Origin of the sequence: Okeania sp. SIO2F4 (assembly GCF_010672385.1) — a bacterium.
GTDB lineage: Bacteria > Cyanobacteriota > Cyanobacteriia > Cyanobacteriales > Microcoleaceae > Trichodesmium.
On record NZ_JAAHGT010000178.1, the window covers coordinates 1 to 13,027 of the forward strand.

General features: G+C 38.4%; 10 protein-coding genes. 8 read left to right on the forward strand and 2 right to left on the reverse strand.

The window, feature by feature from the left end:
• The first annotated feature begins 527 nt into the window (after window positions 1–527).
• The 7 genes from F6K22_RS13695 (at window position 528) to F6K22_RS13725 (ending at window position 9,530) form a co-directional block, all read left to right on the forward strand.
• A complete protein-coding gene (locus F6K22_RS13695; RefSeq protein WP_293098400.1) occupies window positions 528–1,106 on the forward strand; it encodes a globin family protein in 579 nt (192 codons plus the stop codon).
• Window positions 1,107–1,645: 539 nt separating this feature from the next.
• Complete coding sequence (locus tag F6K22_RS13700; protein ID WP_293098403.1) at window positions 1,646–2,626, forward strand: Rpn family recombination-promoting nuclease/putative transposase; 981 nt, start codon at window positions 1,646–1,648, stop codon at window positions 2,624–2,626.
• Between the two features lie 429 nt (window positions 2,627–3,055).
• Window positions 3,056–6,400 (forward strand): tetratricopeptide repeat protein, encoded by a 3,345-nt coding sequence (locus F6K22_RS13705; RefSeq protein ID WP_293098406.1) that lies wholly within the window; start codon window positions 3,056–3,058, stop codon window positions 6,398–6,400.
• Window positions 6,401–6,450: 50 nt separating this feature from the next.
• Window positions 6,451–7,323, forward strand: a complete 873-nt coding sequence (locus F6K22_RS13710; RefSeq protein ID WP_293098409.1) for a glycosyltransferase family A protein — start codon at window positions 6,451–6,453, stop codon at window positions 7,321–7,323.
• A gap of 77 nt (window positions 7,324–7,400) precedes the next feature.
• Window positions 7,401–8,018 (forward strand): class I SAM-dependent methyltransferase, encoded by a 618-nt coding sequence (locus F6K22_RS13715; RefSeq protein WP_293098412.1) that lies wholly within the window; start codon window positions 7,401–7,403, stop codon window positions 8,016–8,018.
• A gap of 4 nt (window positions 8,019–8,022) precedes the next feature.
• Window positions 8,023–8,700, forward strand: coding sequence for an FkbM family methyltransferase (locus F6K22_RS13720; RefSeq protein ID WP_293098415.1), 678 nt, complete (start codon window positions 8,023–8,025; stop codon window positions 8,698–8,700).
• A gap of 137 nt (window positions 8,701–8,837) precedes the next feature.
• The gene (locus F6K22_RS13725) at window positions 8,838–9,530 is read left to right on the forward strand and encodes a class I SAM-dependent methyltransferase (protein ID WP_293098417.1); all 693 of its coding nucleotides are present in this window, start codon (window positions 8,838–8,840) and stop codon (window positions 9,528–9,530) included.
• 112 nt (window positions 9,531–9,642) lie between these two features.
• Here F6K22_RS13725 and F6K22_RS13730 read toward each other — a convergent pair whose 3' ends face one another.
• Window positions 9,643–11,217 carry a tetratricopeptide repeat protein gene (locus F6K22_RS13730; protein WP_293098420.1) on the reverse strand — a complete coding sequence of 525 codons (1,575 nt, stop codon included), beginning with the start codon at window positions 11,215–11,217 and terminating at the stop codon, window positions 9,643–9,645.
• 267 nt (window positions 11,218–11,484) lie between these two features.
• Here F6K22_RS13730 and F6K22_RS13735 point away from each other — a divergent pair, with 267 nt between their 5' ends.
• The gene (locus tag F6K22_RS13735; RefSeq protein ID WP_293098423.1) at window positions 11,485–12,042 is read left to right on the forward strand and encodes a Uma2 family endonuclease; all 558 of its coding nucleotides are present in this window, start codon (window positions 11,485–11,487) and stop codon (window positions 12,040–12,042) included.
• Window positions 12,043–12,252: 210 nt separating this feature from the next.
• On the opposite strand, the gene F6K22_RS13740 is transcribed toward F6K22_RS13735, so the two are convergent.
• Window positions 12,253–13,027 (reverse strand): OmpA family protein (locus F6K22_RS13740; RefSeq protein ID WP_293098426.1); only part of this gene is annotated, 775 nt, incomplete at its 5' end.

The window sequence follows — 13,027 nt, forward strand, 5'->3', positions numbered from 1 at the left end:
TTAGAATTGTCCCCTGGAAGAAAGAGGAAGTAAAAAATGGGATTTACCTGTTCGACAAAGATTCATCCCTTGATTGAGCAACACTCAATAATATCTATAAATTTCTGTTGGGTTTCGTTGACTCAACCCAACCTACTACTGTTTCACTCCAGTAGGTTGGGTGAAGCGACAGCGCAACCCAACAATAACCGTTCCATAGGATGCAAATTAGAATTGTCCCCTGGGAGAAAGAGGAAGTAAAAAATGGGATTTACCTGTTCGACAAAGATTCATCCCTTGATTGAGCAACACTCAATAATATCTATAAATTTCTGTTGGGTTTCGTTGACTCAACCCAACCTACTAGCGCGTCTACCTTGAAAATGTGGGTAAGTTTGAGTCCATGGAGACCTCTCCCCCAACCCCTCTCCTGCAAGGAGAGGGGAGAATATTTCCCCCCTTCCCTGGTAGGGAAGGGGGTTAGGGGGTTAGGTTTTTAACCCACAATTTTAGTCTAGACGCACTACTACCACTATAAACTTTTAATTATGACTACACAATTAACAGAAACAGCCAAACAATTAATTCCTAAAGCGAGAATAGTTAGCTTTAAAAGTTGGGTAGGACTTCTACCAACAGAAATAATTCAACTATTTCAAACGGCTGATGATGAAGGTCGTTATCTCACAGACAGCGATTTAAACCTCATCAAAAGTAGTTCAGCAGTACCAATTTTTTATATTGAAGCTGCTAGTTTGCTCGGAGAATATGCAGCAGAAATTGTTGATGAAGCTAGAGAAAAAGTATTAACAACATATCCTAATATTACAGCAGAAGGAGGAGATTTATATCCACCAATACGAGCCGAAGCTTGTTGGCGAGATTTCTGGCATTTTTTACGTTGTATTAGTTATGGGATTGCTGGTAATAATATAGAATTTACCAGTCAAGAAGGGCTTTATTATATGAATTTACTATATCAAGAATTACGCGTGCCACTATCAGCAATGGTGTGTGGTTTAGAAGCTATTAAAACAGCTAGCTTAAAAAGATTTTCCTCTGAACAACAAACACAATTAGCTCCTTATTTTGACCATTTAGTGGCGAGGTTGAAAGAATTTTCTTAGAGCGGTTTGTTTCTTGAAATCCCATCTTTCCTTGGGTTTGGAGACCAAACTCCTTTAAGCATTCAGCTATTAGCAGTCAGCTAGTGCAGGATGGCAGAAATAAGTGACCAGTTACAAAATCCTACAGCGGTTTCCGATGTTATGAGGTACACCCATCGCGGGCAAGATGCCCGCACTACAATATTTTCAGCATTTACCGTGTACCTCATTTGCCCGAAATATGCTGTAAAAGTCTTACTAATCAATACTTTTGACTTCTGACTTCTGACTTCCGCGTAGCGGTGCTAGCTTTTGTAGTCAGATTTTTCTGACTCCTTTAACAAAAATTTCCCTATATTCAATTCCGTTAAGTTTTTCATTGATGTATTACAGCGGTTTTCATTTCAGTAGACCACAGTAGGGGGGAATGGCCATTCGCCCCTACAGGGTTTTGGTTGTGATGTGAGGTCATCAATCTGAAAAGCGCTGTAATGAAAAAAAATCATACCAGTTTAGGAAAAGTATAATACTAATTTATCTACTCCCTACTCCCTATATTTATGAAATTTATCAGTCCTAAAACCGACTTTGCCTTTAAAAAAATTTTTGGTTCTATTCATAGTCAAAATATCCTCATCAGCTTTCTCAATGCCATAGTCTATGACAATCAAAATATCATTCAATCTCTAAAAATAATTAACCCCTATAATCCTGGAGTTACTAACACTATGAAGGAGACTTATTTTGATGTAAAAGCACTTTTAGACAATGGTTCTACCGTCATTATTGAAATGCAAATATTGAATGTAGAAGATTTTGAAAAACGAGTAATTTATAACTTAGCAAAAGCCTATGGAAATCAATTAGATGTAGGTGAAGGTTATATGATGTTGCAACCTTTTATTGCTTTAACAATTACCGATTTTGTTTTGTTTGAGCAAACTGATAAAATCATTACTAAGTTTGGATTTAAAGAAGAGACAGAAATGTTTAATTACCAAGATGAATTAACATTAATGTTTGTAGAATTACCCAAATTTAACAAAGAATTATCAGCCTTAGAAACCCTAAGTGATAAATGGATATATTTTCTGAAATCGGCTCCAAATTTAGAAGTAATACCAGAATCATTAGAACAAGTATCAGAAATAGAAGCAGCGTTAAATATAGCGAATAAAGCGAACTTAAGTAATGAAGAATTAGAAGAATTAGAGCAACAGGAAAAGTCGATTAGAGATAAGAAAGGACAAATTAGTCTAGCGAGGATGGAAGGCAGAGAAATTGGATTGGAAGAAGGCAAAGAAATTGGACGCGAAGAAGGCAAAGAAATTGGACGCGAAGAAGGCAAAGAAATTGGACGCGAAGAAGGAATAGGGATATTAGTTAAACGTCAAATTAGTCGCAAGTTTGGAGAAATACCTCCAGAGGTTCAGACTCAGATAGAACAATTATCTTTGGAAAAATTAGATATTTTAGGTGATGAAATTTTTGATTTAGCAACAATAGTAGATTTGGAAAACTGGTTAGCTAATCAACAATAAAGGTATAGCTCTACGCATTAAGGTTAGGACATTTCTAAATCCTGTTTGCGCAGCATGACCTAGGAAAACCTTTTGACAGTTTACTATTCCCTATTCCCTATTCCCTATTCACGCTTCGCGTAGCGCTATAACATTTTTAACACAGGCATCTTGCCAGTCACAAATGTAATCTGCTGTAATGTTTTGCTGTAAACTGAAAAAGACTTTCAAACCTACCAAGGATTTTAATCCTTTGCTAATAGAACAGGACTTACGCATATTGACTGTTAAACCACCATCTGTAGGGGCGAATGGTATTCGCCCTCCCTATATGTAGAGTCCCTGCGTAAGTCCTGAGAATTCTTGAGCAAGCCTTTCTCAGGGGGGTATAAGTTAACCAATAACTGTTAACTGAAAAAGCTGATAACTGATAACTGATAACTGAAAAAAATGACTGCTTTTGCTACAGGAAATAAACTTTTTCGGGAAGGAAAATTAGAGGAGGCGATCGCTTCTTATGAAAAGGCCATTAAGGAAAATCCCCGGTTTGCTTGGTCTTACCAAAATTTAGGGGAGGCTTTGGAGAAGGTGGGACGGATAGAGGAGGCGATCGCTGCTTTTCGTCAGGCTGTGGCTATAAATCCTCAATCCCCCTGGTCTCTCTACAAGTTGGGGGTAATGTTGAGTCAGCAAGGACAGTTTCAGGAAGGGGTGGGTTATTTAAATCGAGCGCTCGATATAAAAAAAGATGTGCCTGAATTTTATCTGGGTTTGGGAAGTGGGTTGGTCAAGTTGGGGCAATGGTCGGAGGCGGTGGAATGTATTGAGCGGGTGATTCAGTTTTCTCCAGACTCCCAATCTCCTCACCCTACTCCCTACTCCCTACTCCCTGCTCCCTACTTAACAGAGGCTTATTTTTATTTGGCAGAGGCTAAGTCTGGGCAAGAGCAATGGTCGGAGGCAGTGGAGTTTTATCGCCGGAGTTGGGAAGTTAATCCGGGTAGGGTTGATTGTTGTATTGGTTGGGCAAAGGCTTTGGGTAAGTTGGGTAGATGGAGTGAGGCGGTGGAGTTGTATCGTCAGGCGATGGTTTTTTCTGGGGAGTCTGGTGAGGTATTGTTTGGTTTGGGTCAGGCTTTGGGGCAGTTGAGTAGATGGGAGGAGGCTGTTGGTGAGTATCGGCGGGCAGTTGGTTTGGGTTTTGCGGGGGCTGAGGTGAGGCATCATTTGGGATATGCTTTGGGGCAGTTGGTAAGGTGGGAGGAGGCGGTTGTTGAGTATCGGTTGGTGGTGGAGATTAATCCGAAGTCTGCTGTTGTTAGGCATCAGTTGGGGTATGGTTTGATGCGGTTGGGTAGATGGAGGGAGGCGGAGATTGAGTTGAGGAGGGCGGTGGAGTTGCATCCTGGATCGGCTGTGGTTTGGCAGCAGTTGGGGGATGTTTTGCTGGAACTAGGAGAAAGAGACCAAGCAGTTAATGCTTACCAGAAAGCTTTGGAATTCAAGTCCGAGACTACTGGCTCTATCTTTGCTTTGAACCAAATTTGGCAACAGGAGAGAAAGGTAGAATCTAAAGGAAGGTTAGGAGTCCGAGTCGTTGATAGGTTAAGCACTAGGGCTTTTGAGTCAACACAATCTTTTTTCGGACCGCTGCTGATCTTTGGCGATGGTGACCCTGTTGAGACTCTGAGTAAGAAATTGTTCTTATTGCAAAATTATTCAGCAGAAAATGCTATCCACATACTGATAGTCCCATCAAGCAAAAGAGAACTGTTGCAAAACAACAATAACTATTGTAATTCACTACTTGTGCTGGCGAATTGTGCAAAGAATATGGCTGATCGCAAAAATGAGATTCCCGGTGGTTGTTGGAAAACCTTGCAAATTGACTCAGAGTCAGTATTGGTATCAATATTTATTAGACCGGGACAATTTTGGACACCAGAATATTTTGCCGATCTTATCAAGAAAATGCAGTTGTTTGACAATTTTGGTAAATCTGCAACAAAGCCGCCATCCCTGAAACTCCTAATTGCTGAGTTGTTAGTAAATAGGGGTAATGCATACATAGAAAATGTTGAGCGGGAACTTGATCAAGTCATTGATTACATTTCCAGTTCAATAAAAATACAACGACAATTAATTGGAGAATTATTGAGCGTGCTGATGTTTTCACCAAACCAGAATTCCCTTCAAGCAAAGCTCAAGCGTTATTTAAACCTGACTGTTGCTGAGTTGAGAGCTACGACTGATAATTCTCGCAATGAAATGTTACTTAGGAAGATTGACTCTTATGTTTATTTGGCGTTCGAGTTATCTGGAAAACACTCTTCAGATGTACTTGCTCAAGTTCTCAAGCAAGCATTTGATGTAATGCTTTCTAGGCGGAGTCCAGCACTAATCCTGTCGCGAGGTTTGCGACATAGTTTTTTAAAAGCAGTTGAGTTAGCTCAGGCTCTTCCTGCACTTATTGATTTGGCTGAAATAACTGGTACATACGACAGCATTGGATTTCTGGCAATTCATAACATCATGCACTGTAAGTTTACAAATGCACAATTCGATCCTCTGAAGACTTGGTTAGTCCTCAAGAAGACATTTGAACTACCTAAAAAAAGCTTGGTTTCTATTGTGCGAGACCTGCGTCGAACTGTTCCATCTAGTTCAGATATTCCAGCAAGTGTATATGAAGAAATTGTCTCAACGTTTGAAGTAGTTGATAAAGGAACTCTTGATCGCGAAACTTGCTTGGCTAAGTTTATGCTATTACTGTATGCTAATTGCTTTAATTCAAAGCTACTAGATTGGATTACCAATCGTTATAGGCAAACGGGCATGACCAACGAGGACAAAGATATTCTTTTGGCGGTTGTCGGAAAAGATGCACCTTTAGTAAACCGTATTAATGAAATCCTTATTAGGGAAGGTTTTAAGTACAAAATTCTCTGTCCTTCTGAATATTCGACGATTACTGACTATATGGAAGCAAGCTTGGCAAAATGGAATAGGCATTTCCAACTTTATGGTCAAAGTTTTGCAGAAGATGGTAAACCTTTAATTTCTGTTATAGTCACAACTTACAACCCAGATATAAGTTTACTTAAGCTTTCTTTAGAATCAATGATTTTTCAAACATACCAAGGACTAGAAATTATCGTTGTTGATGACTGTTCATCGGATGAATCAAGCCAGGCGATCAAATCTCTGCTTGAGAAAATGTGCTTGGATAACACCCATTCTATTGTCTACAAGCGGAACGAAAAAAATGTTGGCCAGTATGCTTCACGTAACATAGCCATTGCAATCGCAAAAGGAGAATTCATTGCTATTCAGGATGATGACGATATTTCTCATCCCCAAAGATTAGAGTGTCAGTTGGAGCCGATGCTGGGTGATGCCAGCCTGATGGCTACCTATGCCAGTCATATTAGAATAAGTGAAAATTCACGGCTGATGATTGATGGTGATTCCATTGGCGAAGTTTTAGGAGACGCTCCGGTTTCGTTAATTTGTCGCCAAAAGGTCTTTGAGGATATTGGATGTTTTCTTCCTATTAGAACCCGTGGCGATGTGGAATTTCGTTTAAGGATGCAGCGACACTATTCATCCAAAGCCACAGAGGTTGTCCCACAACCTCTAGTGCTGATGCGCGGTGGTATGGACACTATTTCCTCATCTAAGGAGTACTGCTTCCGAAGTGCCCTTAATGTCTGGCGTACTGTTATGAGCCACATACCTATAGAAAAAAATGAATCCCTCGACATCAAACAATGGATTCCAACTTTACTCAGGTGATCCACTTTATGCTTCTCTAAAGTAATTAAGGATACTTACCGAATTATGCCATGCACAAAATCATCATAAGTCTTACAACAATTAGTTCTCGGTTGAGCCACATCCACCTTGTGATAGAGTCGTTGCTTTCCCAGGATTTTCCTCCCGATGCCTATGAGGTGCGCCTGCATCTATCCGAACAACCTTACCTACTTGATGAGGGTTGCCCCATGATTACCAATGACCTAAGTCGCTTACAGGAAGAAAATCCTGAGCAATTTTTTGTAAAGTTTGTGGAAAATATTGGCTCCTATCGCAAGATTATTCCTGTTCTTGATGAAGTCTATAAGCAAAGCCCGACAGAATTCTGTAATACCCTGATAGTTACTGCGGATGATGATACAGCTTATCCTCCCTGGTGGTTATGGCAACTTTACGAAAACTACTTAAAGCATCGCTGCGTCATAGGATTTCGCGGACGAGTCATGGGTTTTGAAAAGGAAAAGCTAATTTCCTACAAAAAGTGGTCGAGAAAAATTACCGATAATCCGTCAAGTTTTAATGTTCCCACAGGTAAGGATGGTGTATTGTATTCACCGCTTTATTTACATCCAAAAGTAAGGGATATTAATGAAGCACAAAAGTCTGCACCGAAAGCTGATGACCTCTGGTTAAAAGCTCATACACTTCTTGCTGGGGTTCCGTCATTCGTTATTAACGATACTTTAAATCAAGAGTTTCCTTCGGTTACTGGGCAGGAGCCAGAGGTATCGCTTTATCGAACATTTAACGAGTTTGGTGGTAATGATGATGCTCTGGCAAATATTGAAAACTATCTAAAGGCAACACGGGGTACTAGCTTTAGGGAGCTTTGTATTCCTTCGCAGATGAATACTACCCATCTTTGTAAGGAGATAGCTAACATATTAGGAGGAGTATCGTAATGTGGAATGAAATGCAGGATTATGTACCGAGCGATCACCCTCATCAGGTAACCCCAGAATGGATGGTGCGAAGGGTTATGGATCGATTACCCGCAAAGTCGGTAATTGTCGATCTTGGGTGCGGGACAGGAAAATCTGTGGATTTCTTTAGGGAATTGCTTCCTGAGTCAACTTGGATTGGAGTGGACATAGCAGACTCACCAGAAGTTAGGCAACGCAGACGCACCGATGCAACGTTTATGGAATTTGATGGAATAAATATACCCATGCCATCCGATGGCGTCGATCTGGTATTTAGCAGACAGGTGCTAGAACACGTTCGATATCCAGAGGCACATTTAAAGGACGTAGCTCGCGTTCTGAAGCGCGATGGCTATTTGGTTGGTTCTACTTCACATCTAGAACCTTATCACTCTTTTCAGTTCTGGAATTTTACTCCTTACGGCTTTAAAGAGATTGTTCGGAATGCAGGGTTAATACTAGAAGAAATTCGGCCTGGTATTGATGGTCTGACCTTGGTTAAAAGAACATACGAGGGGCGTCCTGAAACTTATAGCCAGTATTTTACTAACGAGTCGCCCCTCAATCTTCAGATAGATCAATGGGTAAGGCAAACTAGCCGTGGCACACGCCAAGCAATAATGCGTAAGCTGTCTATCTGCGGTCAATTTTGCTTCATCTGTAAAAGGAATTAGAGTAGTGAAACGATTACAATCTACAATAAATAATAATCTTACAACACACAGTTTTTTGTACAGTGGAAGATATGTGTCAATTACCTGCGAAAATAAGACAAGAATAGATGAGTGTATTAGAGCAGGAAGATGGTACGAACACAAGATGTTAGGGCTAATAACCCGCACTTCAAGGGCTGGAGTTTTCCTGGATATTGGTGGGAATGTAGGACATCATTCTGTTTACTTTTCTTTGTTTTGTCCATCCACAAAGGTTATGGTATTTGAACCCTTGCTAGAACATATTCAGCTAATTAGAAAGAACGTTGTGGACAACAAGCTAGAAGAAAAGGTGAAAATTTATCCATTTGGGGCAGCCAATCTGATTTCGTCCTTTGAAATGACAACCAATGCCGCTCAGTTTCAAAGAAAAGTGTCTTCAATCTGTATGCCCCTTGATTTCATACTAGGTGAAACTGTTTCTGTAATAAAAATTGATGTAGAGGGTATGAAGGAGCAAGTTATAACAGGGTTGCGGAATACTATAATAAGAGATGCACCAGACATTTACGTTGAGTGTTTAACTACCACTCAATTAAATACTATGATCGAACTACTAAATAACTTGAATTACTCAATTGACAAGACAGATATGAATCTTTTAAAAACATACAAGTTTGTTCCTGATTGGTTATCTCATTAGATATTTCAAAGTTAAAATAGACAGGACAAGTTCATGTCAATCCCTTATGCTTCTTTCCAAACAGTCTCCGATGTCGCCAAGAAAGATATTGTTGAATTTATCCCTCAGTTAGTCAGAGTCCTTAGGAGTAAATTAAAATGCACTGTCCAATTTGTAAAAGTAATAACTTCAAGAGCTACAGAGGACGCGCCAATGCACGCTGCTGTGGTTGTGGTAGCTTTGAACGCTCTCGTCTCCTGTGGTTAGTTCTTGAAACTCTCAAGATTAGCCAGATTTCCTTGCCATTCTTTCACTTCGCACCTGAGATTGGGATTGCGCAAAGGCTGGCTGAAAGTCTTGGCGATCGCTATCGACCTTTTGATTTTGACCCCGATATATACATAAAAGGAGGAATCAATGCAGAAAGGTTCGATCTTTGCAATGACACTCAAAAGGTAAAGAAGGGATCTGTTGGTGCTTTATGCCATGTTCATGTTTTAGAACACGTTAGATGCAACGCAGCATTTGTTTTGCAGGAACTCAACGAACTGTTAGCTGCAGGTGGCTACCATATTTTTAGCGTACCGTTTTTTTCTCAGCAATATCGAGAAAATCTTTCGGAGCAGTTGTCTGTTGCCGATCGCTTGGAACAGTTTGGACACGAAGATCATGTTAGATCTTTTGGAACAGAGGATTTTTCCTTAATGTTCGAGCCAGCATTCAAGGGACTTGAGCGAATTTCTCTGAGGGATTTGATAGACTCCTCTGTATTTCAAGAGGCAAATATTCCTTCACGGGCTCTTGCTAAAAATAGCAGCCACGGAATAATGGTTTGGAGAAAATGTAGTTGACTATCGAAAGTAAAAATAGAAAATTTACCTATAAATAATCTTAATATAACTATGTAAATGCACAATTTATTACCCTTAATTGTCATGCTAATAGTTATCTAGAGCCTGTTCATCAACTTTTACGATAAATGTAAAAATTAGAAAAACTTCCTTCACGTTCACCCAAATCTGTTGCCGGATATATATTCTTTACAACTTTCCAAAGTTTCCACCCCTGGATTACTTGTTCTATATCTTGTGTAAATTTTCTAGGTCTAATATGAAATTTAAACTTTTCCCTGTCTTCAAAATTCCATGAATAAACAACCACAAGTTTTTTAGCTGCTTTAAATAAATGTTCTAAGTAAGCATAATAAATATCATCTTCTATTAAGTGAAATAAGGTATCTATTGAGATAGACATATCAGCAAAAAAAGTTTTTCCTTTATCAACAAAATAGACAGAATCATACATAAAAAAACTTTTTGTCGGATCTTGCTTGAATTTTTCTTTACATTTATTAATAGCAGTTTTAGAAACATCTAAACCAATATATTTAGGATATTTAGCGAAATCAAGCTGACGACCGTCGCCACATCCAAATTCTAATACAGATTCAATATTCTCTTTTTCTACTAAGTCATTGATAACATCTGCTTTAAATTTTGCCAACTTATCATTGTGGGTTCCTATCCCTGAATTGCCCCCTTGATCGTATCTATTTTCCCAATATTGTACTGAGCTGCCAGACTCTAGTTTAAAAATTAATTCCCTTATTTTGTCTTCACACTTAGAAAAACTTACATCTTTTTCAAAGGATTTTTGACAAAGAAATAAAGCCTCAGATAGTTTTCTTTTTTTTGAATAGATAACTCCTAATTTGTAGTAAACCCAAGATGATAATACCGAATTTTCTAAGTTTTTAAACTGACTAAAATAAGTTTTCATGAACGATTCAAATATTATTATTGGGTTGTTAGTTCTTTTATTATGCCAGCGACGAAAACCTATTTTAAGAGAAAAGGCTTTTGGTAGTGTTTTAAAAGCAATACAAAATTTTGATAAACTCTGGCTAGGGATATCTATGTATCTATACAAACCCAAATTATCTGAGTTACTGAAACCTTGATAATAACCAGATATTTTTTGATTGTTTCGATCAAAAAATTCAAATTGAACCAAGGCTTTTTTGGATATAGGAGCATTTTCGCTAGCTATTTTTCCTTCTATAATGTACATAGAGTTCTCGTCTACTGGAAAGCTAACCCATTGAGCCTTATCTGTTAAATATCCATAATTTTGTCCTTGAAATACATAAAAGCTATTTACCTGATTGACACCTTTTTCTACTTCTGGATAACATTTGCTTAGGTGGTTACACAAATCCATTTGAGTATTTATAGATTTTTGAAAGTACACAGATGCTGTGTTAAGCTTTCCTTGTTCAGCCAATGCCTCTCCTAACTGATAGTAAAACCAAGTAGAATTAGGATTAATTTCAATCGCCCGACGATATTTAACAACAGCCTCATCTGAGTTTCCCTGCTTAACAAAAGCATCCCCTAAATTATTATAAGCCCAAGCAAAATTAGGATTAATTTCAATCACCTGATGATAAAGAGCGATCGCCTCATCCAACCTCCCCGCTCTCTTCAACTGATTAGCCTGTTTCAACAATTGGCCAGCGCTTATACCCTCATCACCCATAAAAACCCAACCATAAATCTACTCAAACATATTATTCTACCCCAAAAATTATCGTTTCATCTCAGCCAAAGAAACTATTATCTGCAAAAAAGTTAAAAATTCAACAACACCATCTAACTCTAGCCATAAAATTTTAGCTAAAATCAATAATAATAGAACTTTCATCATTAAACTTAACTCTCAGTCATTTAGTTGGCAGTAGGGGAGTAGGGGAGATTAAAGTCTTGAAGTAATTATAGAAATTATCAAAAACAGGAAACTAAACTAATGACAACAAGCAAAATTCATTTGTGGACAGTAGCAGAGTATCATCAAATGATAGATTGTGGTATTCTGACACCAGAATCCCGCGTCGAACTATTAGAAGGTCGTATCATCAAAATGAATCCCCAACGCGCTCCTCATGCTGCAACAACTCAACGGACATCAGATTATTTAAAATCTCAATTAAGTCAGCAAGCTCATATCAGGATGCAGTTACCAGTTACATTATCAAATTCTGAACCAGAACCGGATATTGCAGTAGTTCATATAGACTCGAAAGCTTATGGCGATCGCCACCCTAGTCTACAGGAAATATTTTTTTTAATCGAAATTTCCGATACTACCTTGAGAATAGATCGACAAGAAAAAGCACTTATCTATGCTGGAGCAAATATTCCTGAATATTGGGTTTTAGATGTAGTCCAACGACAAGCTTATATATATCGTCATCCTACACCAGGAGGTTATCAATCTGAAACTATTTTGTCTGATAATGAAATAATTAATCCCTTGAATTTTCCATCAGTTTCTTTATCCCTAGCAGAAATGTTTTTGCCTTGATATTCTGCTTTTTATTCTAGTATCAAATACTACTTTAATCGTGACAAAAAAGCAAAATTAAAGCATTTAAAATATTGCCTAAGAATCTCAAGTTGCAAATTATTTACTAATACTTTGTTATTAATTTCTATATTCTTAAATATTACTTCTATAAACCTAATTTATACTAAATAAATTAACCAAAAAATATCCTCAGTACATCTATCAAATTTAGTTTGAGTTTCTAGAATGAATTTTCACCTCAATTCGACGATTACGTTGTCGATTAGTTCGAGAATCATTTTCTGCTATGGGGCGAGATTCTCCATAACCAATAGCTAGCAAACGATACCTTTGACCGAGATTTTTTGATAAATATTCTGCCACTGCTTCAGCTTGTAAAAATGACAATTCTCGATTTGTCTTAACTTTACCTCGACTATCAGTATGACCAGAAATACTAATGGTCGCCCCTTTGTAATTTTTCAATTCACCAATTAAATTGTCTAGAATTATCCTTCCCTCAGAACGAATTGTATTACTACGGGACTCAAACAATACATCACCAGGAAGCGTCACCATCTCGGTATCTTGAGTAAAAACTGGCTGAGAAAGTTTATTTATTTGTTCATTCTCACTTGCAGAGAGGGGGGCAACTAATTGTTTGGCAATCAGATCCAATCTGGTCTCTAAATTTTGCTCGGGTCTACTAATACCTAATTGATTTTCTAAAGTTGTGGTCTGACCAATCAGAGTATTTAACTGTGTTTGTAATTGTTTAAGTTCTGTTTGTAGTTCCTGTCTCTGGGCTTCAGTTAGTTCAACTTGGAGCTTGAGAGTTTCTGGAGTAGATTCAGGGGTGGAGCTTTCCGATTGGGGCAACCGTTTTTTAGATACTATACCCTTAGCTCCACGAAATAGTTTTTCTGCTATGGGTGTCTCTTGAGAAGTAGAGGGATATTGAACAGCGATCGCCATTCCCAACACCCAGGAAAAACCGCTAGTT

Bases quoted from the DNA above. Each gene is read 5' to 3' on its own strand.
- F6K22_RS13710 (WP_293098409.1), top strand. From the start codon at position 6,451: ATGCACAAAATCATCATAAGTCTTACAACAATTAGTTCTCGGTTGAGC.
- F6K22_RS13705 (WP_293098406.1), top strand. From the start codon at position 3,056: ATGACTGCTTTTGCTACAGGAAATAAACTTTTTCGGGAAGGAAAATTA.
- F6K22_RS13735 (WP_293098423.1), top strand. From the start codon at position 11,485: ATGACAACAAGCAAAATTCATTTGTGGACAGTAGCAGAGTATCATCAA.
- F6K22_RS13700 (WP_293098403.1), top strand. From the start codon at position 1,646: ATGAAATTTATCAGTCCTAAAACCGACTTTGCCTTTAAAAAAATTTTT.
- F6K22_RS13695 (WP_293098400.1), top strand. From the start codon at position 528: ATGACTACACAATTAACAGAAACAGCCAAACAATTAATTCCTAAAGCG.
- F6K22_RS13730 (WP_293098420.1), bottom strand. From the start codon at position 11,217: ATGGGTGATGAGGGTATAAGCGCTGGCCAATTGTTGAAACAGGCTAAT.
- F6K22_RS13715 (WP_293098412.1), top strand. From the start codon at position 7,401: ATGGATCGATTACCCGCAAAGTCGGTAATTGTCGATCTTGGGTGCGGG.
- F6K22_RS13725 (WP_293098417.1), top strand. From the start codon at position 8,838: ATGCACTGTCCAATTTGTAAAAGTAATAACTTCAAGAGCTACAGAGGA.